Here is a 21,641-nt window from a genome sequence, read left to right on the forward strand (position 1 = left end):
TCCCGTCCCCCTAAGACATGTATAGTTTTTATTTTCATTAGATAAATAGCTTTTATAAGGACATATTTATGCGTTAGCACCTAACTGCTGTCAATAGAACTGAATCAACCAATAGATATCAGCAATCACTAGATTCAATGTAAATACTGAAATTAACCGCTGAAAACAGCGTATTTTGAAGTTTTTTACGAAGGAAAGTGGTAAATAATCGATTCTTTTCTTATTTAGAATCAGGCTATAGAGAGCAAATATTCTTAAAAACTGTCGGTTTATCATCCAACTATGGCCAGATGATGATTTTAAATAGCCAGAGAGAGGATAAAACCTTGTTTAAAGTATGGTTTAATTGCACATAAACAAGGAGATACCTACAGTAGATTATGCACCGATACTTATTACCAGTGCATAATGTTGCATAATGGTCAGGCGGGATTGGGGATATCGATAAAGATAACTTCAAATTGATGCTTGCTAGCCAACCATTCACCTAACGCCTTGATGCCGTAGCGCTCAGTGGCGTGATGCCCCGCAGCATAAAAATTCACGCCCATCTCCCGGGCAATATGAATTGTTTGCTCTGAAACTTCACCAGTGATAAATGCATCAACACCAAAATCAGCCGCTTGTTGGATAAAACCCTGCCCGCCGCCGGTACACCAGGCAAGACGACGCACATCTACTGGCGCTCGATCACCACAATGTAATACCTCACGGCCCAACAATTTTTCCAGCCGTTCACGTAAAATTACCGCATTTAACGGTGCATCAAACTCACCATAAGGTAAGAAAGATTCAATTTCACCCGACACCCGAATACCCAGTAATTTAGCCAATTGCGCGTTATTGCCTAATTCAGGATGAGCATCCAGTGGCAAATGGTAGCCATACAAATTGATATCGTTGGTAAGCAATGTTTTCAGCCGGTTACGTTTCATTCCACGCACCACGACCGGTTCATTTTTCCAAAAATAACCGTGATGAACCAAAATAGCATCGGCCTGTTGCCCAACCGCAGCATCCAATAGTGCCTGGCTGGCGGTCACGCCGGTGACAATGCGCTTGATCTCTTCGCGCCCCTCAACTTGCAAACCATTGGGTGCATAGTCTTGAAAAACCGAGATATTCAGTTGGCTATTGAGTAGAGTTTCCAGTTCGGTATTGCGCATTTCATCAGCCTCAAAAAATATAAATGGGTAGTTAAAAACGCTGGCTATCGCCTTGCTCCATCAGGATAAAATTAACCCCCATATCATTACCTTGTTGCAACTCAGTGGCAATGGTTTTACGCACATCTTGTCCCTGTTTAAATGAAGGTTTTATATGACTGATAACCACCGGCAGCCCCTTTAATGGTTGGCCTTCACCGCTGTATTTCTCCAGATTTTTCAATTCCTTCAGCAACCACTTAGGCGTCATATGGCCGTACAACTTGTTATCAGCAACGTCATTGGGGAAAGAAACTTCGATTATCATCCCTTTCAATTGCTGCTGTTTAACCTTTTCGGCCAAGTTACGCCACACCGTATCCAGATTTTTCGACTTTTCCATCTCATCCGGGCCAGTATCACCAAAATAGGCAAATGACTGATTATTACTACTGATCAATAACATAGCAGAGGGGGACTTATCATGACTCAGTGGATACAATTCCCCCGTCAAACGGGTTAAGCCCAGGCTTAGAGGCTGGTTTGGCCGCACCATTTGCATGCGATAGGTTCCCAGCCGGGTACCGCTGCCGCTGTCAGTAAAGTTAGGCCAGACACGCCAGTTAAAATAGTAGTTTCGCAATACATCAATCGTGTCTGCCGAGGCATAAAGGGGCTTGTTGCTGTCTTGCGGCGAACCGATAATCAGGCCGGAAACATGGTCAAGATGGGCATGACTAAGAAAATAGCTGTTGATGCGCTGGCGGAAGATATAACCCTGACGTGTCAGCGGGGCGGCGGTTTCATCGGTAATATCGGGGAAAGCGCCCTTCTCCAGAGCTTTGGCAATACCCGGTAGCACCGAACCGGCATCCAGAGCTAAATAGACCGGCTGACTATCATCACGAATCAGATAAGATGTCAGATTGCCATCGCTGACACCACCATCCACCCCCAGTGCCACCACCTCAAAACCGGCCGCTGCCAGCGAGCTATATAGGCTAAACGATAAAATCAGCCCGGCGTTAAGCACCATGTGGGTTATCTTATTGGTACATAACGTGGGTTTCGTTAAAACATGGGTTTTAGTTGAAACACAGAATTTAGTCGAAATATATGTCAAAAACATGCAAGCTCCTGGTGATTAGGGATCCTTGCGGCCATCCCGCTTAGCGGCTTCAAATGCCGCGAGTGTAGCCAATCTGGCCAGCTTATGATCCACCAGCGGTAGTGGGTAATCCAGATGTTGCTGTTGCCGCTGCGCCCAGCGCCATGGCTGATGGATATCACTGTCTGGCACCCTAGCCAGCTCAGGTAACCAACGGCGGATAAAAACGCCGCTCGGGTCAAAACGCTCGCCCTGGGTGGTGGGATTAAAAATACGAAAATAGGGTGCAGCATCAGTACCCGTGGAGGCAGCCCACTGCCAGCCTCCATTATTGGCGGCCAAATCCCCATCCAATAGTTGGGACATAAAATAGCGTTCGCCGTGTCGCCAATCGATCAACAGGTCTTTAACCAGAAAACTGGCGCTGATCATTCGCAGGCGGTTATGCATCCAGCCGGTTTCATTCAACTGCCGCATAGCTGCATCAACAATAGGGTAACCTGTTTGTCCCTGCTGCCAGGCAAGTAGTTGCTGTTCTGAGTGATGCCATATTACGCCATCAGTCCAGTCAATAAAGGGACGATGCTGGCATAAACGCGGATAAGCCACTAACAAATGACGATAAAATTCACGCCAGACCAACTCATTGAGCCAAGTAAAAGCACCACCGTCGGAGTTTTCCAGCAACGCGGGACATTCTGCCAACAAGCGGTTAAAGCATTGACGGGGCGAAAGTATCCCCAACGCCAGATAAGGTGACAAACAACTGGTTCCTGCCACAGCAGGCAGATCACGTTGTTGCTGGTAGTCCTGAACCTGCTCGCGACAAAAACTGCGCAGGCGATGTAATGCCGCCTCTTCGCCTGCCGGAAATAATTGGCTATCTACCGGTTGTTGCGGATAGTCAAACGGGAGCAGTGGTAATGGCATGGCAGCTACCACGTTATCGCGCGTTTTTGGCGCAGGGACACAACGGCATTCACTCATCATTAAACGCTGAATAAAAGCACGACGAAACGGGGTAAATACTTTGTACATCTCATTATTACCCGTCAGGACACTGCCCGGCGGCAATAACACACTGTCATCGAAACGGTGGCAGGTAATGGTGTGACCGGCTTCTTGCCGATGATTGAGCCGCGTCACTAGCGCCCCATCTCGCAGTTGTTCATTTAACTCATACTGTTGGTTAAAAAATAGCGCATCAACTTGCTGCTGCTGACAAAAATCATCCAGCCAGATAATGGAGTCCTGAAAATCATCACACTGATGATAGTGTAGCGGTATCGCCCGGATAGCCAGTGCGTGCTGTAACTGTTGTAGGTTTTGCAGCAGGAAGGTGGCCTGCCGAGGGGCCATATCATGTGCGGCCCATTGTGCAGGGGTCGCGATAAATAGCGCAATCACAGTGGCTTGTGGGTCCTGACAAGCGGCATGCAGCGCCAGATTATCCGTTACGCGTAAATCATTACGAAACCAGACCAGATGCGTCGCCATGCCTTATCCTTGTGCCGAGTAAAATGTAAAATAGCGTTGTCCGGCCAGATACTCATTCGGGAATTCAACCAAGTAAGCATTTATTTGGCCGATGGGGACACTCAAAGGCAACTCACCTACCCGATACTGCTCGATAAGCTGTGCCAATGCCTGACGTTGTGTTGACGTAAGGTAAGGCCGAAAATAACCCTGTACATGCATTAATACGTTGGTGTGATTGGCGGACGTTGGCTGATGAGACAACAAATGCAGTAAACGCTGGCGATACTCATCAGTAAACTCAATTAATGATGACCATCTATCCATTGAGGCAATAAAAGGACCGATTTCGCGGTATTCAGGCTGCGAATGCGCCAACAGCACTAACTTATAGCGGCTATGAAAATCCATCAATTGGCCACGTGTTATGCCTGCTGCATATAACGCATCAAGCTCGTCTCGCGCATGGCAGTACTCGATACTGTGGGTTACCTGATTACTCTCCAGCATTCTATTCTCCCTTGGCCTTGGCAGCTTTTCTCATCACAGCATAACAGTTGTTGCCCGAGAACCACGCTCTTGCTTGATACCTTTATATCTGGGGCAGATATAAAGGCAGTAAAAAGCCCGCGAGTGTTAACCCACGGGCCATTAATTTTACGCCGTTTTTATCTACGAGCAGCTTACTGATTTATCTCAGTAAAAATCCTGTATTGCCGATTCAGACTGTGCCAACCACACCGGCTTATCACTGGTTTTAGCCCAAACCCGGTGCAGATAGCTGTAAAAACGGGCGCGATCTTTGCGGAAAAGCATCACCGGCAGTGCCAGTAAACCGACCAGAATCACTGCGCTCCGGCGCAAGAGAACCTGATGCAATGGGTATGCGTTGTACATGGTCATAACGATCCTCCTTTAAAACGCCTTGGTGTAACAGCCAACTCGGTTAAACAGAGAGTCGATTTACAACTTGGCGTTAAAAATAAAATAAACAAAATTGGAAACTGGACAAAATTTTACCGTATCGGTTGAAATTTTACCACTCATCCGACCACTCAATCACGTCAAAATCCGAAATAAATTGTCAATTCTGTAATTTTGTTACAACAAGGTTAATTTAAAACCAATCATTAGTTACATTGCAGTTATGTACTCTTTAGTAATTGGCACATTATATGTATTGACTCAGTGCCTAACCCTTCAAGGGCCAGAATTGGCGATACTGCGCCGCCACTGGTTAATTTACACCCATTTCGTGTCTATTTTTTGACCGTTTTTATACTTTTTTTACACCTCTCGGCCATTTTTTATCAGGAACTTTTCGCTCGACTTCATAAGCTGTTGTTATCAAAAATAAGCGTTGTGGAGGTGTATCGTGAGTTTCAGCATCATTAGTGGTGCGCTGTTGGTCCTACTGCTTCTTGGCTATCTGGTTTATGCCTTGTTTAATGCGGAGGATTTTTAAATGGCAGCGTCAGGATTTCTGCTTATCGCCAGCTTCATGCTGGTGTTGTTGGTGCTGTCCCGCCCGTTGGGGAGCTTTTTGGCTCGCATAATCGAAGGCGAACCCTTTGCGCCATTGCGCCAAGTCGAGGCCGGTTTATGGCGTTGTAGCGGTGTAAAAAATGAAGAGATGAACGGCTGGCAATATGCGCTCGCCATTCTCTGCTTTAACTTACTGGGTATTGCCTTGCTGTTCACGCTGTTGATGGCGCAAGGTTCGTTACCGCTAAATCCTGAACACATGCCGGGTATGTCATGGCATCTGGCCTTAAATACCGCGGTCAGCTTTGTCACTAACACCAACTGGCAAGCCTATAGCGGCGAAAACACCCTCAGTTATCTGAGTCAAATGGCCGGTCTGACGGTACAAAACTTCCTCTCTGCTGCAACCGGCATTGCCGTCGCTTTTGCTCTGATCCGTGCCTTTGCCCGCCATTCTGCCCACACACTGGGAAATGCCTGGGTCGATCTGGTGCGCATCACCTTATATGTGTTGCTGCCGATTGCGCTGATTATCGCGCTAATTTTCGTCAGTCAGGGGGTATTACAAAACCTGGATGGCTACCTGCATATCACCACCCTTGAAGGGGTAAAACAGACCCTACCAATGGGGCCGGTAGCCTCGCAGGAAGCCATAAAAATGTTGGGGACCAACGGCGGCGGTTTTTTTGGCGCTAACTCCGCACATCCATTTGAAAACCCAACTGCTTTTAGTAACTTTGTGCAGATGCTGGCGATTTTCCTCATACCCTGTGCACTCTGTTTTGCCTTCGGTCAGGTGGTGGGTGATAGCCGTCAGGGCCATGCGCTGATCTGGGCTATGTCACTGATTTTTGTGGTGGCCGTAGTCGTGGTGATGTATGCAGAACTGGCCGGTAACCCGCACTTAACTCAGTTAGGTGCCGACAGCAATATCAATATGGAAGGTAAAGAATCCCGCTTCGGCATTCTGGCAACCAGTATGTATGCCGTGGTCACTACCGCAGCCTCTTGTGGGGCCGTTAACGCCATGCATGACTCCTTTACCGCCTTAGGTGGCATGGTACCGATGTGGTTAATGCAGATTGGCGAGGTGGTGTTTGGTGGGGTCGGTTCTGGGTTATACGGCATGCTGCTATTCGTGCTGCTGACCGTCTTTATTGCCGGGTTGATGATTGGTCGTACCCCTGAATATCTTGGCAAGAAAATTGACGTATTTGATATGAAAATGACCGCGCTGGCCATTCTGGTCACCCCGGCTATCGTGCTGCTGGGTACCGCACTGGCACTCTGCACTGATGCCGGGCGGGCGGGGATTCTTAACCCCGGTGCGCATGGTTTTAGCGAAGTTCTCTACGCCCTCTCCTCTGCGGCCAACAATAACGGCAGCGCCTTTGCTGGTCTGAGTGTCAATACGCCGTTTTATAACCTGCTGCTGGCTGCCGCCATGTTCTTCGGCCGCTTTGGCGTGATTCTGCCGGTATTAGCCATTGCCAACTCATTGGTGGCGAAGAAGCGGCAACCCGCGGGTAATGGCACGCTGCCAACCGCTGGACCACTATTTATCGGTTTGCTGGTAGGTACGGTGCTGTTGGTCGGCGCATTGACCTTTATCCCAGCGCTGGCCTTAGGTCCGGTTGCTGAGCATCTGCAAGTTTGGTTAGCACATTGATGAGAGAACTACTATGACACGCAAACAACGCGCGATTTTTGAGCCAGCACTGGTTCGTACTGCGCTTATTGATGCCGTGAAGAAACTGGACCCACGCGTCCAATGGCGTAACCCAGTGATGTTCGTGGTCTATCTGGGGAGTTGGCTGACCACTCTGATTTGGCTGGCGATATTAAGCGGCCAAACCACCGGTAGTGCCATGTTTACCGGCAATGTGGCTCTGTGGCTGTGGTTTACCGTGCTGTTTGCCAACTTCGCCGAAGCTTTGGCCGAGGGGCGCAGTAAAGCGCAAGCAGAAAGTCTGCGTGGGGTGAAAAAAACCAGTTGGGCCAAAAAACTGTCAGAAGCCCGCTTTGATGCGCCACAGGAGAAAGTCTCCGCCGATAGCTTGCGCAAAGGCGATGTGGTGTTGATTGAAGCTGGCGATACCGTGCCCTGTGACGGCGAAGTGCTGGAAGGTGGTGCATCCGTTGATGAAAGCGCCATTACCGGCGAATCTGCTCCGGTTATCCGTGAATCCGGTGGTGACTTCTCTTCCGTGACCGGCGGTACCCGCGTGCTGTCCGACTGGTTGGTAGTTGAGTGCAGCGTTAACCCCGGCGAAACCTTCCTCGACCGGATGATCGCCATGGTTGAAGGCGCGAAACGGCGTAAAACCCCTAACGAAGTGGCGTTGACCATTTTGCTGGTGGCTCTGACTATTGTCTTCTTACTGGCGACGGCGACACTCTATCCGTTCTCGGTGTTCAGTGTTGAGGCCAACCATGCCGGTTCACCGGTGACAATTACGGTACTGGTGGCGCTGCTGGTTTGTCTGATCCCAACCACTATCGGTGGCCTGCTATCAGCCATCGGGGTTGCCGGGATGAGCCGGATGCTGGGCGCTAACGTGATTGCCACCAGCGGGCGCGCGGTGGAAGCGGCCGGTGACGTTGATGTGCTGTTGTTGGATAAAACCGGCACTATCACACTGGGTAACCGCCAGGCGTCTGAGTTTTTACCTGCACCGGGTGTCACCGAGCAACAACTGGCCGATGCCGCGCAACTCTCTTCTTTGGCGGATGAAACGCCAGAAGGCCGCAGTATCGTGGTGTTAGCGAAACAGCGCTTTAACCTGCGCGAACGTGACTTGCACAGTCTAAATGCCACCTTTGTGCCTTTCTCGGCACAAACACGGATGAGTGGTGTGAACGTGCAGGACAGAATGATCCGTAAAGGTGCTGTGGATGCTATTCGCCGCCATGTCGAGTCCAATCAGGGCCATTTCCCGCGGGCAGTGGAAGACGCGGTGGAAAGCGTCGCCCGCACCGGTGGTACGCCACTGGTGGTGGCCGATGGGCCACGGGTGCTGGGTGTAGTGGCGCTGAAAGATATCGTCAAAGGTGGCATCAAAGAACGTTTTGCCGAGTTGCGCAAAATGGGCATCAAAACAGTGATGATCACCGGTGATAACCGCCTGACAGCAGCCGCCATTGCCGCCGAAGCGGGTGTGGATGATTTTCTGGCGGAAGCCACGCCAGAGGCCAAACTGGCATTGATTCGCCAGTATCAGGCCGAAGGTCGATTGGTGGCAATGACCGGTGACGGTACCAACGACGCCCCGGCACTGGCGCAGGCTGACGTCGCCGTGGCGATGAACTCGGGGACACAAGCGGCGAAAGAAGCTGGCAACATGGTGGATTTGGATTCTAACCCGACCAAGTTGATTGAAGTGGTGCATATCGGTAAACAGATGCTGATGACCCGTGGCTCGCTGACCACCTTCAGTATCGCCAACGACGTTGCTAAATATTTCGCCATTATCCCGGCTGCGTTTGCAGCTACCTATCCGCAGCTTAATGCCCTGAACGTCATGCAGTTGCACTCCCCGGCGTCGGCCATACTGTCGGCGGTTATTTTTAACGCACTGGTGATTATGTTCCTGATCCCGCTGGCACTGAAAGGGGTGAGTTACAAGGCGATGAGTGCAGCGGCGCTGCTGCGCCGTAACTTGTGGATTTATGGGCTGGGTGGCCTATTGGTGCCGTTTGTCGGTATCAAGCTGATCGATCTGGTACTGACCGCCCTAATGATGAGCTGAAAACTCAGTAATTAATGTTTGCAATGGCCACGGCGTGTTTTGCTCGTGGCCGCTATTAAGACCGAATAGAGAGGCAATATCCATGTCATACCTGCGACCTTCATTGGTTCTACTGATATTACTGACACTTATCACCGGGATAGCTTATCCTCTGCTGACTACCGGATTGGCAAAATTGATGTTTACCGAGCAAGCGCGTGGTTCACTGGCGATGCTGGGTGATGAAGTTGTCGGCTCTACCTTGCTAGGCCAAAACTTTACTCAGCCAGGCTATTTTGCTGGCCGCCCATCGGTAACAGCAGATATACCTTATAATCCAATGGCCTCTGGTGGGAGTAATCTGTCCATCAGCAATCCCGCACTGGATCAGGTTATCAGTGAGCGAGTAACATTACTGCGTCAGGCTAATCCGACACAAACTGGCCCAGTCCCGGTTGATTTGGTGACAGCATCAGGCAGTGGTCTGGATCCCAGTATTTCACTGGAAGCGGCCTATTATCAGGCTCCCCGCATCGCCAGCGTGCGCCAGATGCCATTGTCTGAAGTGAAGCAGTTGATTGATAGTAGTGTGCAAAAAGCGACACCGAACTTCTTCGGTGAATCAGTGGTGAATGTGCTGAATCTGAATATGGCGTTGGATGCCCAAAGCCCGGTAAAAGTACCGATCAACCCGGCAAAATCTTAAGGACATAACATGGTGGATGCAGAACCAACCCGCCCCGACCCCGACAGCCTGCTCGCAGCAGCCAATGAGAAGACCCGTGGCCGGCTAAAAGTGTTTTTCGGGGCCTGTGCGGGGGTAGGCAAAACTTACGCCATGCTGCAAGAGGCTCAGCGCCTGCGGACTCAAGGGCTGGATGTATTGGTTGGTGTGGTGGAAACACACGGGCGTAGCGAAACCGCAGCGCTGCTCGAAGGGCTGACCATCCTACCGCAAAAGCGAATTCATCACCGCAATCGTCAGGTACGTGAATTTGATTTGGATGCGGCCCTGGCACGCCACCCGGCACTGATCCTGATGGATGAGCTGGCGCACAGTAATGCCTATGGCTCGCGCCATCCGAAACGCTGGCAGGATGTTGAAGAACTGCTGGATGCTGGCATTGATGTGCTGACCACCGTCAATGTACAGCATCTAGAAAGCCTGAATGATGTGGTCGGCGGCGTGACCGGTATCCGGGTGCGGGAAACCGTGCCCGACCATATGTTTGATGAAGCCACTGAAGTGGTTTTGGTCGACCTCCCCCCCGATGACCTGCGCCAGCGGCTGAATGAAGGCAAGGTCTATATTTCGGGTCAGGCGGAGCGAGCCATTGAGCACTTCTTCCGTAAGGGCAATTTAATCGCCCTACGCGAGCTGGCACTGCGCCGTACCGCGGATCGGGTTGATGATCAGATGCGTGCTTTCCGTGACACTCAGGGGCGCGAACGTGTCTGGCATACCCGTGATGCCATCTTATTGTGTATTGGCCATAACAGCGGTAACGAAAAACTGGTCCGAACTGCTGCCCGGCTGGCAGCCCGATTGGGGTGTATCTGGCATGCAGTCTATGTGGAAACACCCCGTCTGCATGGCCTGCCAGAAGCGAAGCGCCGGGCCATTTTACGCACACTAAAATTGGCGCAAGAGTTAGGAGCAGAAACCGCTACGCTGTCAGAACCCCGTGAAGAACAGGCCATCTTGCGTTACGCCCGAGAACATAATCTGGGGAAAATCATCATTGGTCGCCGCACGGAAAAACAGTGGAAACTGCGTGGTAGCTTTGCAGATCGCCTGGGCAAGCTGGGGCCAGATCTGGATTTGGTGATTATTGCACTGGAGGGCGATACCCCCCCCAATGTGGTGAAAGAGAGTGATTCTCGTACCTTTACTGAAAAGTGGCGGATGCAACTGCGTGGCTGTGCGGCAGCCATCGGCTTGTGTGCCCTGATTACGGTGTTATCGCAGTGGCTCATCCCCGGTTTCGATCAAGCCAACCTGGTGATGGTCTACTTACTGGGTGTGGTGATTATTGCACTGTTCTATGGCCGCTGGCCGTCAGTCTTGGCGGCAGTGATTAATGTCGCCAGTTTCGATCTGTTTTTTGTTCAACCGCATGGGTCACTGGCGGTCACTGATGTGCAGTATCTGGTGACGTTTGGCGTGATGCTGATTGTCGGTATCGTGGTGGGTAATCTTACCGCTGGGGTGCGCTATCAAGCCAGAATTGCCCGTTATCGCGAGCAACGCGCCAGGCATTTGTATGAGATGTCGCGCGGATTAAGCCGTGCCCTAACGCCTGCGGATATTGTCAAAACCAGTCGTCATTTTCTCTCCAGCAGTTTTCAAGCGAAAACTGACCTGTTACTGCCACAGGAAGATGGACGCTTGCAGCAAGTCGCCACTGACGAAGGCGGCGCACTTTCTGTTGATGTGGCTATTGCCCGCTGGAGTTTTGACAAAGGCGCACCGGCAGGTGCCGGTACCGACACCTTGCCCGGTGTCCCCTATCAGTTATTACCGTTGACCGCCTCCAAGCAAACTTTTGGCGTGCTGGCAATCGAACCTGCCAACCTGCGCCAATTAATGGTGCCGGAGCAGCAGCGCTTGCTGCAAACCTTTACCAGTCTGATCGCCAATGCTCTGGAAAGGCTACATCTGGCACGCAGTGCCGAATTGGCAAAACTGGATGCCGAACGCGAGCAACTGCGTAACTCACTGCTGGCGGCACTATCTCATGATTTACGTACCCCATTGACGGTGCTATTCGGTCAGGCCGAAATTTTGACGCTGGATCTGGCAGCGGAAGGTTCACGCCATGCGCCGCAAGCCAATCAAATCCGCCAACAAGTGCTGAGTACCACCCGACTGGTGAATAACTTATTGGATATGGCGCGTATTCAATCGGGTGGGTTTAATCTACGTAAAGAGTGGCAATCACTGGAAGAGATCGTGGGTAGCGCCCTGCATATGCTAGAAACCGCCCTCAATCATCATCACATCAACGTCGAGTTACCGGATGAAATGGTGTTGATCAACTGTGACGGCAGCTTACTGGAACGGGTGTTTATCAATTTGTTGGAAAATGCACATAAATATGCCGGTCAGGGGGCATTGCTGGGGATTCGGGCCGCGGTACAAGGTGAGTGGCTAAATGTAGAAGTATGGGATAATGGCCCAGGAGTGACCCTTGGGCAAGAACAGCTAATCTTTGATAAATTCTCCCGAGGTAACAAAGAGTCAGCCATTCCCGGTGTCGGCTTGGGTTTAGCCATTTGTCGTGCCATTATTGATGTACACGGCGGGCGTATCTGGGTTGAGAACAATAAAGATGGCGGTGCTAGCTTCCGCTTCACGCTACCACTCGAGAGAGCGCCAGATATTGATGGTGAAAACATTGATAGTGAACACCTTGATGCTGAAAAATGATATACCCTAAATAATTCGAGTTGCAGGAAGGCGGCAACTGAGTAAGTCCCCGGTTACTTACTTAAGTAAGTGACCGGGGTGACAAACCTGCCAGGAGCAGATTTGAACGCTGCTTGCAGCGGCCTCACAGAGGCGAGGCCCATGGACGGGCCGAGTAACGAAAGCAGCCAACACACAAGCAGCTTGAAGTATGACGGGTATAGAACCTATCTCAGTAGGCGTCATTGTTGCAGGCAGTTTGAACACGGACAGAGCGGAAGAACCGGAGCGTACACCGAGTACGTGAGGATTCTGAGCACTGCCCAGGTTCAAAATGGCAAATAAAATAGCCTAATGAAGGAGAAGTGACTATATCCCCGACTAACATTCTAATCGTAGAAGATGAAAAAGAGATCCGGCGCTTTGTTCGTATTGCGCTGGAGAGTGAGGGCTGGCGAGTATTCGAGAGTGATACCTTGCAACGGGGGCTAATTGAAGCCGGTACCCGCAAACCGGACCTGATTATTTTGGATTTGGGGTTACCAGACGGCGATGGACTGACTTATATTCAAGACCTGCGCCAGTGGAGTGCCATTCCTATTATCGTCTTATCGGCTCGTAACAATGAAGAAGATAAAGTGGCCGCGTTGGATGCCGGAGCCGATGACTACCTAAGCAAACCATTTGGAATCAGTGAGTTATTGGCTAGAGTGCGGGTTGCTTTGCGCCGCCATAGCGGTGGTAGTCAGGAAAGCCCGCTGGTGGGCTTTGCGGATATCAGCGTTGATCTGATTAATCGTCAGGTTACCCGTGCCGGCGAAAATCTGCACCTGACACCGATTGAGTTTCGCCTGCTCTCTGCATTATTGGCGAATGCCGGTAAAGTCATTACCCAGCGCCAGTTATTAAGCCAAGTCTGGGGGCCAAATTATGTCGAACACAGCCACTATCTGCGTATTTATATGGGCCATTTACGGCAGAAATTAGAAACAGACCCGACCCGCCCTAAGCATCTGCTAACTGAAACCGGCGTCGGCTATCGCTTTATCCCGTAACACCTTGTGTGATATAAAAATTTACATTGATACTAGGAAAATAGCTGTCAGCGGCGTAGCATCAAACTTTTAAATGCTAATAGGTCTTATTATTCATGAGTACATGGTTGATTTACGCCCTGCTATCTGCCTTCACCGCCTCTCTGGTCGCTATCTTCGGTAAAATCGGCTTGCAGCAGTTGGATGCCAATACTGCGACTGCCGTTCGTGCTGTCGTGATGGCGCTGTTCCTGGTCGGTGTGGTGTTAGCTCAAGGGAAATTCAATCTGATCAGTGGTGTATTGGCCGATAAAAAAGCCCTGTTATTCATTATTCTCAGTGGCGTTGCGGGTGCGTTATCCTGGCTGTTTTACTTTATGGCTATCAAGCATGGCAATGTCTCTCAAGTAGCCCCGATTGATAAACTCAGTGTAGTTTTTGCGGTGATCCTGGCGGTTATCCTGTTTGGTGAAAAAATCTCGCTGGTGGCGAGTTTGGGCGTCGCACTGATTACCGCCGGAGCATTGCTAGTAGCATTGGGGTAATCGGCTCCTGGCAATGGAAAACAGGGCTAAAAGAAGAAATATAATATTAGGTGTCAGCTTATCGGCTGATCTAACTTCTGGCGAAGAAATAGCGCCAATAGGCGCTATTTCTTACCGGTTATGACTATTTACCCGCTAGCACTTCACTGACAATATCTACGGCTTCCTGCTCTATCTTTTCACGATGCTCTGGGCTGATAAAACTTTCACAGTAAATTTTGTAAGCGTCTTCAGTACCGGATGGACGGGCCGCAAACCAGCCGTTATCCGTCATCACTTTCAGGCCGCCAATGGATGCACCATTGCCAGGTGCTGTGGTTAAACGAGCAGTAATAGGATCACCCGCCAACATGTTGGCTGTCACCATCTCAGGTGACAGTTTAGACAACGCGTTTTTCTGCGCCTGAGTCGCCGGAGCCTGAATACGGTTATAGCTCGGTGCGCCAAAGCGTTTAGCTAAATCATCATAGTGATGCTGTGGATTTTTACCGGTAACTGCTGTGATTTCTGCTGCCAGCAAACACATGATAATACCGTCTTTATCAGTAGACCACGGCGTGCCATCGAAGCGCAGGAAGGAAGCCCCAGCACTCTCTTCACCGCCAAAACCAAAGCTACCGTCGTGCAAACCGTCAACAAACCATTTAAAGCCGACCGGAACTTCTACCAACTTACGGCCTAAATCAGCCACCACGCGATCAATCATCGCACTGGAGACCAGGGTTTTACCCACGGCCACCTCAGCTCCCCATTGTGGACGGTGCTGGAACAGGTAATTGATCGATACTGCAAGATAATGATTCGGATTCATCAACCCTGCCGGAGTCACAATACCATGGCGGTCATAATCGGGATCGTTAGCAAAAGCTAAATCAAATTTATCGCGTAACGCCAATAAGCCAGCCATGGCGGACTCTGACGAGCAATCCATCCGGATCACGCCATCATGGTCCAGATGCATAAAGCGGAAGGTCTGATCGATAGAATCATTAACCAGTGTTAGATCCAGCTTATAGTGCTCACCAATACGTTGCCAATAAGCAATACCGGAGCCACCGAGAGGATCAACACCTAATTTCAAACCAGCACGTTGAATAGCCGGAATATCGACCACATCCACCAAGCCTGCAACATACGGCTGAATCAAATCTTGCTCACGCAGATGATTACCACGCCAGGCTTTATCCAGCGTTTGGCGTTTGATGCCCTCTAATTTCAGGCTGAGTAACTGATTAGCTCTTTTTTCAATTACCGAGGTCAGATTGGTATCGGCCGGGCCGCCATTCGGTGGGTTGTACTTGATGCCACCATCTTCAGGCGGATTGTGTGACGGTGTGATAACAATGCCGTCAGCCAAGGCTTTCCCCTGCACATTATGGCAGAGAATAGCATGTGAAATCGCCGGGGTTGGTGTAAAACCATTATCTTGCTGTACCACGACATCCACACCATTCGCCGTCAGCACTTCTAATACCGAGATAAATGCCGGTTCAGAGAGTGCATGGGTATCTTTACCCACATAACACGGGCCACTAATGCCATGTTGATGACGAACTTCGGCGATCGCCTGAGCGATTGCTAAGATGTGTGCTTCATTAAAACTGTGGCGTAATGAACTGCCACGATGGCCGGAGGTGCCAAATTTGACCGCATGGGCCGGATTTTCAGCATCTGGCTGCAATACATAATATTGCGACGTTAACTGCGCAACATTTATCAAATCGCTTTGCTGAGCGGGTTGCCCGGCACGAGGGTGATTGGCCACAGTCACTACTCCCTATATATCCCCTTCGCACTTGGAGCCGCAAGCTGCGTTCACTCACCCGAATCGCATATTTGCGTAAGTTCATCGGGATTATGAGCCTCTGATGAGGCTCACCCTGCGGGCCAGTGCAAGTGCTGTTCAACATGGTTTACAACCCATTTGTCGTTCGCTTGCTGCCTACCTGCAACTCCAATTTCTTTGGGTATCGGTTCAACGAAATTAAATAGTCCCGCACACTTTTTCGGTCAAATCCGGCGGGAACTGCATTGCCAGCATGAGATGTTGCACCATACTGCGTTTACGCTCGGTATTGGTATTGGTAATAACCCAGTATGGCGTACCTGGGACATGTTTGGGTTTGGTGTGCGTCCCGTTTTGCAACAATGTCTGTTGGTCACCGGCAAAATAAACCCGGGTGCGACCATGTAATGATTCAGTCGCCTCGGTAAACGCCTGTGCATCCAGCGTGTAAAGTGTGGATAACACCAACATAAAGCGGTTAACCGCCCTATTTTGCTCTGCATACTCATCGGACAACAGCAATTCACGCACTGCACGAACCCGATCTCGTGGTGCTGGAGCTGTAGCCGCTTTCACCGCATCAGTGCTGGCAGGGATACTGGGTACCGGCTGACCGGCCGTAAACTTCAGCATACGTCGTAAAATATCAGACGCGCTCTCGCCAATGTGCTGCGTATGGCTGGCAATATAGCGATAAAGTTCTTCGTCGAGTTCAATAGTTTTCATCTTTATCCAGTACGGGTTTCTACTTTCTTATACATATCTTAGGATTATAAAGTCAAAGTGCGCTGACGAGTACCTTTATAATGGCTTTATCGGGATAAATGGCCCACCCCACCCACAGCAACTCAATAATCTACATATGACTGATGATAAGGCAAATAATTGTGTAACAGCACACCTTTGTTCAGCCATGATATCCTAACCACATTATCTCTCAGTATGAACGTCGCTATGAAATTAAACTTCCGCTTACAAAACGCGCTTTCTGCCACACCTTCCCTGCCAATCATGCTGATTCATGGGCTATTTGGTAATCTGGATAACCTGGGTGTTTTGGCCCGTGACTTGCAAAGAGATCATACCGTGGTTCAGGTTGATATGCGTGACCATGGTTTATCACCCCGCTCACCGCAAGTGGATTACCCTGCAATGGCGCAGGATGTGCTGGAGCTGCTCGACCACCTCGCAATAGAGAAAGCCATTATCATCGGCCATTCGATGGGAGGTAAAGTGGCAATGGCACTGACAGCAATTGCTCCTCATCGTATTGCAAAGCTGGTCGCGATTGATGTCGCCCCGGTTAACTATCAAGTACGCCGCCACGACACTATCTTTACTGCCCTCAATGCTGTGAGTACTGCGGGTATAACCCAGCGACAAGAAGCCGCTCAATTGATGCGTGAGTCGATAAAAGAAGAAGGGGTCATTCAGTTCTTATTGAAATCATTCCACAACGGCGAATGGCGGTTTAATGTGCCCGCACTCTGGGATCAATACGAAAATATTGTCGGCTGGCAGCCTATTCCACCGTGGCCGCACCCAATCCTCTTTATTCGCGGTGAGCTGTCGCCATACATTCAAGATAGCCATCGTGATGATATTGCCCGCCAATTTCCGCAAGCCCGAGCCTATGTGGTCGCAGGGACTGGCCACTGGGTACATGCGGAAAAGCCGGATTCTGTCTTGCGGGCTATCCACCGCTTTATTGATGAAAACAGCATCGATGAAAAAGAGGCTGAATAAAAAAAGTACAGCGCACGATGGCGATTGATTAAAAATCATCCCCTGGGGAAAAAAAATGTATTTCCTGTGGAAAAATTGTGCAAAAAAGAACGAATTAGCACAATCTAATCACAGTAAAGCATTGTCGTTGCTCAGTTGGCTGGGGTATTATGGCGCGCTCTAATTTTGCTGCGGACTTCGGTCGCTGTTCACAGATCGTAACCGGTGCAAATGCAAATTCAGGCTGCTGGTATATAGGTTATTCAATGCGCTCAAGCTATGTTCTCAACCTGAAACATGTAAACCGAATCGTCAGACAAGGCTTCGTTACGCTTTCTGATGTAAATCCCTTGTAGTACTGCTACCTATGGCAAAAGAACAAACGGATCGCACGACGCTGGATCTGTTCGCAGATGAACGCCGTCCGGGGCGTCCGAAAACAAATCCATTATCCCGTGATGAGCAGCTTAGAATTAATAAGCGAAATCAACTACGGCGCGATAAAGTGCGTGGCTTACGACGCGTGGAACTGAAGATTAATGCCGATGCCGTCGATGCTCTCAACAGCCTTGCAGAGCAGCGTAACATCAGCCGTAGTGAGCTGATTGAACAAATGTTGCTGGCTCAATTAGCCCATTCACAAGAAGGGTTTTAACCCTATCGGTTACCACGACGGCGTGGCGTAATCACTTACGCTACGCCGTTTTTACTTTACCCCGCTCATACTGAAGTCACCGGGCTGTTAGCGGTTTTTAGAATGTTTCCCAGTTTGCGTTGTTATCCACTCTCGCGCTGGCAGGTGCTGCGGTTAACGGATTTGCCCGTGTTTTCACTGCCGGTTTTACTCGTTCGTCATCTGCCTTTAGTTTAAACACGGCCACCGCCCGGTTTAACTGAGTGGCCTGCTCTTCTAGCGAGGCCGCAGCACGGGAAGCTTGCTGTACTAACGCGGCATTTTGCTGTGTCACACTGTCCATTTCTGCCACCGCTTGTCCGACCTGGCTAATACCTTTGCTCTGTTCATCAGATGCAGAAGCTATCTCACCCATTAAATCGGTCACATTGGTGATGGAACGAACAATTTCATCCATAGTAATACCAGCACTTTCCACCAAGGCCGAACCACTACTGACACGGCTAACCGACTCATTAATCAAGCCATCAATCTCCTTCGCGGCCTGTGCACTGCGTTGTGCAAGATTACGCACCTCGCTGGCAACCACAGCAAAGCCACGACCTTGTTCACCGGCACGGGCGGCTTCAACGGCTGCATTCAGTGCCAAAATGTTAGTCTGAAAAGCAATGCTGTTAATTACCGTCGTGATATCGGCTATTTTCCGCGAACTGGCTGAAATCTCATTCATGGTGTTAACCACATCTGCTACCAATATTCCGCCCTTTTTCGCGGTGGCGGAGGCATTCGCCGCCAGTTGACTGGCATGGTGTGCATTATCAGCATTGTGTTTTACGGTTGCGGTTAACTGCTCCATGCTAGCCGCTGTTTCTTCAAGCGCCGCAGCTTGCTGCTCAGTGCGGGATGACAAATCGGTGTTACCGGCTGAAATCTCGGCTGCACCATGATAGATCCCATCGGTGCTACTACGAATTGCCTGAACAGTATTCACCAAACTGGTTTGTACATCACGCAGCAGCGGGAATAACCGCCCAACACAGTTGCGACCAAAATCAGCAATAGGCAGACCAAGCTGACCAGAAGCAATCACGCGAAAATGCTCGCGAATATCGTCCAGTGGGCGCACCAGGTTGGCAACCAGATAGCGATCTGTTGCCAGTAAAATCACCAGACCGGCGATCAGCGCTGAGATAAGGGTAATGCTGCTCACTTTGGTCAAATGAGAGAATTGATCTTTAGCCACCCCGATAGCTTTTGATGCCGCCTGATTAAACTTTTCAGCCACTGAACCATACTGGCGACTCAATGCAGGTACCGTTTTTTTCGCTAAATCCTGATAAGCGGCGCTGTTATTGTCCATTGCAGCTTGATACAGCGGCGTAACCCCTTGTTCAATTAACCCACTCCATCCATCAATCACGCCGCTAACCAAAGCGGAGTCTAACTGTGCATGGTCAATAGTTTTAAATTCTGCCAACTTTTGTTTCAGGTTTTCCAATGCAACATGGGATGATTTCAATTCTTTGTCAGCATCCACGATATTACCGCTCTGGCGGTAATCTACTGAACGAGACAGACGTGTCACCATACGGAAATATTGATCCGTCCCCTGATTAACCAAATTCATATTTTCAACCAACACAGTATTTGCGTTGGAGGATTGTGTCAGTTGGTTGAGTGATAACAAGGTATAGGCCGATACACCGCCCCAGAGCAGACAAAATGCGCCAAGTACCCAAAGCAATGCCGCCCTGATAGTAATATTTTTTAAAAACTGCATGTTCGTTCCCCTTATATATCGGATAGTTATCGTTAGAGACTCTGGTGTTATTTGATGACCGAAAAGCAATAAAGGACGTTCATACAGCTAACGACAACTCCTTTGCCGGCAGACCTTCATCTGACGGGTTTCCCCCTGGCACCGCAAATTGCAACTATTCAGTTACACAACGGTTATCGGCAATGGCGTTATAAGGTTGAGCGACTCACAAAAATTTAATATCGCATAAACTTGATAAAAGCCTGATGGGGTTCTCTGGCATTATGTCGCCCTATACATGTGTTATAATATTGGGCAGAACGCTCAGTAATTTGCATAACTATTTGAATTTAAAAGGTATTTAGCTATATGGCAACTGTAGGCATTTTCTTTGGCAGCGATACTGGCAATACTGAAAACATTGCCAAGATGATCCAAAAGCAACTGGGCAAAGATGTTGCTGAGGTTCACGACATTGCCAAAAGCAGTAAAGAAGATTTAGAAGGCTTCGATATTTTGCTGATTGGGATCCCAACCTGGTATTACGGCGAAGCGCAGTGTGATTGGGATGATTTCTTCCCAACACTGGAAGAGATCGATTTCAATGGCAAGTTGGTGGCGCTGTTTGGTTGTGGTGACCAGGAAGACTACGCAGAATATTTCTGTGATGCGATGGGTACCGTGCGCGACATCATTGAGCCACGTGGTGCCGCAATCGTGGGCCATTGGCCAACCGCGGGCTACCATTTTGAAGCGTCCAAAGGTCTGGCGGATGACGACCACTTTATTGGTCTGGCAATTGATGAAGACCGTCAGCCAGAACTTACCAATGAGCGGGTTGAGGCATGGGTAAAACAGATTACTGAAGAACTGAGCCTGTCTGAGATAGTGGGTTAATCAAGCCTGTCGGAAACGCTATGGTCGTGTTCAACACTGCCGGGCGTTTCCGTTGCCTTTTATCCTTTTGAGCTGTGCTTTTTGTCATAACGTTGTTTTCTCTCTCTTTAGCTCCCATCCATGGTGAACAGCGCGTCCGGCTATCCGATTGTGCTTTGTTAAGCGGCCCACATATCCACATCTTCCTGCGCGCAAAATGAAAATAAACTGCTACAAATTTGTAACTTTATCCCTCGTCACTGTACACTTAAATGATGTGTTATCCCCATTCATCAATACACTGCATGATTAATCTTACAAAGTGTGCAATTATATCTTTGTTAACAACCACGGTTTTCATTTGGGGCTAGCAGTTCTATAATGAGACGCAATTGTAATTATTGCGCCACGGATGTCATAGGCTGAACAGCCTTAATTTGAAACGATAGTAACAGGACTGAATCCGCATGACTGACAACAACAAAGCCTTAAAAAACGCAGGCCTTAAAGTAACACTGCCCCGGCTTAAAATTCTGGAAGTGTTGCAAGATCCGGCGTGCCACCACGTCAGCGCGGAAGATCTTTATAAAAAGCTGATCGATATTGGTGAAGAGATTGGTTTAGCCACGGTTTACCGCGTACTGAACCAGTTTGATGATGCCGGTATTGTTACCCGCCACAATTTCGAAGGCGGTAAATCAGTCTTTGAGCTGACGCAGCAGCATCATCATGATCACTTGATTTGCCTGGATTGCGGCAAAGTGATTGAGTTTAGCAATGAATCCATTGAATCGCTTCAACGTGAAATTTCTAAACAGCATGGTATCAAGCTGACCAATCACAGTCTGTATCTGTACGGCCATTGTGAGACCGGTGATTGCCGTGAAAACGAGTCGGCACACGATAAAAGATAATGTGCTTTGAAAGCATT

Annotated in this window: 19 protein-coding genes; 11 read left to right on the forward strand and 8 right to left on the reverse strand. The window is 49.5% G+C overall.

Features of this window, described 5'->3' with window-relative positions; all coding sequences use genetic code 11:
• Positions 1–422: 422 nt before the first annotated feature.
• The 5 genes from V1955_RS15350 to V1955_RS15370 form a co-directional block, all read right to left on the reverse strand.
• Positions 423–1,166 carry a type 2 GTP cyclohydrolase I gene (locus tag V1955_RS15350; protein ID WP_442821112.1) on the reverse strand — a complete coding sequence of 248 codons (744 nt, stop codon included), beginning with the start codon at positions 1,164–1,166 and terminating at the stop codon, positions 423–425.
• A gap of 31 nt (positions 1,167–1,197) precedes the next feature.
• Positions 1,198–2,181: an MBL fold metallo-hydrolase gene (locus tag V1955_RS15355; RefSeq protein WP_420072739.1), complete on the reverse strand. Its 984-nt coding sequence runs from the start codon at positions 2,179–2,181 to the stop codon at positions 1,198–1,200.
• A gap of 108 nt (positions 2,182–2,289) precedes the next feature.
• A complete protein-coding gene (gene phrB, locus V1955_RS15360) occupies positions 2,290–3,750 on the reverse strand; it encodes a deoxyribodipyrimidine photo-lyase (RefSeq protein ID WP_083159614.1) in 1,461 nt (486 codons plus the stop codon).
• A 3-nt stretch (positions 3,751–3,753) separates the two neighbouring features.
• Positions 3,754–4,239 carry a YbgA family protein gene (locus V1955_RS15365; RefSeq protein WP_083159615.1) on the reverse strand — a complete coding sequence of 162 codons (486 nt, stop codon included), beginning with the start codon at positions 4,237–4,239 and terminating at the stop codon, positions 3,754–3,756.
• 186 nt (positions 4,240–4,425) lie between these two features.
• Positions 4,426–4,632: a YbfA family protein gene (locus V1955_RS15370; protein WP_083159616.1), complete on the reverse strand. Its 207-nt coding sequence runs from the start codon at positions 4,630–4,632 to the stop codon at positions 4,426–4,428.
• A 472-nt stretch (positions 4,633–5,104) separates the two neighbouring features.
• On the opposite strand from V1955_RS15370, the gene V1955_RS15375 reads away from it, so the two are divergent.
• The 7 genes from V1955_RS15375 to V1955_RS15405 all read left to right on the forward strand — a co-directional run bounded on the left by V1955_RS15375 (position 5,105) and on the right by V1955_RS15405 (position 13,930).
• The gene (locus tag V1955_RS15375) at positions 5,105–5,194 is read left to right on the forward strand and encodes a K(+)-transporting ATPase subunit F (protein WP_032907040.1); all 90 of its coding nucleotides are present in this window, start codon (positions 5,105–5,107) and stop codon (positions 5,192–5,194) included.
• Positions 5,195–6,883, forward strand: coding sequence for a potassium-transporting ATPase subunit KdpA (kdpA, locus tag V1955_RS15380; RefSeq protein WP_083159617.1), 1,689 nt, complete (start codon positions 5,195–5,197; stop codon positions 6,881–6,883).
• Positions 6,884–6,896: 13 nt separating this feature from the next.
• A complete protein-coding gene (gene kdpB, locus V1955_RS15385) occupies positions 6,897–8,963 on the forward strand; it encodes a potassium-transporting ATPase subunit KdpB (protein WP_083159618.1) in 2,067 nt (688 codons plus the stop codon).
• A gap of 82 nt (positions 8,964–9,045) precedes the next feature.
• Positions 9,046–9,648: a potassium-transporting ATPase subunit KdpC gene (gene kdpC, locus V1955_RS15390; protein ID WP_442821113.1), complete on the forward strand. Its 603-nt coding sequence runs from the start codon at positions 9,046–9,048 to the stop codon at positions 9,646–9,648.
• Between the two features lie 9 nt (positions 9,649–9,657).
• On the forward strand, positions 9,658–12,372 hold the full coding sequence (gene kdpD, locus V1955_RS15395) for a two-component system sensor histidine kinase KdpD (protein WP_102970448.1): 2,715 nt from the start codon (positions 9,658–9,660) through the stop codon (positions 12,370–12,372).
• Positions 12,373–12,716: 344 nt separating this feature from the next.
• Positions 12,717–13,406, forward strand: a complete 690-nt coding sequence (gene kdpE / locus V1955_RS15400) for a two-component system response regulator KdpE (RefSeq protein ID WP_083159624.1) — start codon at positions 12,717–12,719, stop codon at positions 13,404–13,406.
• 95 nt (positions 13,407–13,501) lie between these two features.
• Positions 13,502–13,930, forward strand: coding sequence for an EamA family transporter (locus V1955_RS15405; RefSeq protein WP_442821114.1), 429 nt, complete (start codon positions 13,502–13,504; stop codon positions 13,928–13,930).
• A 124-nt stretch (positions 13,931–14,054) separates the two neighbouring features.
• Here the strand turns inward: V1955_RS15405 and pgm are convergent, their stop codons facing one another.
• Both pgm and seqA read right to left on the reverse strand, forming a co-directional pair.
• Positions 14,055–15,695 (reverse strand): phosphoglucomutase (alpha-D-glucose-1,6-bisphosphate-dependent), encoded by a 1,641-nt coding sequence (gene pgm / locus V1955_RS15410; RefSeq protein ID WP_442821115.1) that lies wholly within the window; start codon positions 15,693–15,695, stop codon positions 14,055–14,057.
• 219 nt (positions 15,696–15,914) lie between these two features.
• Complete coding sequence (gene seqA / locus V1955_RS15415; protein WP_083159628.1) at positions 15,915–16,442, reverse strand: replication initiation negative regulator SeqA; 528 nt, start codon at positions 16,440–16,442, stop codon at positions 15,915–15,917.
• A gap of 228 nt (positions 16,443–16,670) precedes the next feature.
• On the opposite strand from seqA, the gene ybfF reads away from it, so the two are divergent.
• Positions 16,671–17,462: an esterase gene (gene ybfF, locus V1955_RS15420; RefSeq protein WP_372568860.1), complete on the forward strand. Its 792-nt coding sequence runs from the start codon at positions 16,671–16,673 to the stop codon at positions 17,460–17,462.
• 346 nt (positions 17,463–17,808) lie between these two features.
• Positions 17,809–18,096: a LexA regulated protein gene (gene ybfE / locus V1955_RS15425; protein ID WP_005163374.1), complete on the forward strand. Its 288-nt coding sequence runs from the start codon at positions 17,809–17,811 to the stop codon at positions 18,094–18,096.
• 97 nt (positions 18,097–18,193) lie between these two features.
• Here the strand turns inward: ybfE and V1955_RS15430 are convergent, their stop codons facing one another.
• The gene (locus tag V1955_RS15430; protein ID WP_083159632.1) at positions 18,194–19,855 is read right to left on the reverse strand and encodes a methyl-accepting chemotaxis protein; all 1,662 of its coding nucleotides are present in this window, start codon (positions 19,853–19,855) and stop codon (positions 18,194–18,196) included.
• 348 nt (positions 19,856–20,203) lie between these two features.
• On the opposite strand from V1955_RS15430, the gene fldA reads away from it, so the two are divergent.
• Both fldA and fur read left to right on the forward strand, forming a co-directional pair.
• Complete coding sequence (gene fldA, locus V1955_RS15435; protein ID WP_083159633.1) at positions 20,204–20,731, forward strand: flavodoxin FldA; 528 nt, start codon at positions 20,204–20,206, stop codon at positions 20,729–20,731.
• A gap of 446 nt (positions 20,732–21,177) precedes the next feature.
• Positions 21,178–21,624 (forward strand): ferric iron uptake transcriptional regulator, encoded by a 447-nt coding sequence (fur, locus tag V1955_RS15440; RefSeq protein WP_083159634.1) that lies wholly within the window; start codon positions 21,178–21,180, stop codon positions 21,622–21,624.
• The last annotated feature ends 17 nt before the right edge of the window (positions 21,625–21,641 follow it).

It is taken from the genome of Yersinia sp. 2545 StPb PI (assembly GCF_052217125.1).
In the GTDB taxonomy this organism is placed as follows: domain Bacteria; phylum Pseudomonadota; class Gammaproteobacteria; order Enterobacterales; family Enterobacteriaceae; genus Yersinia; species Yersinia enterocolitica_E.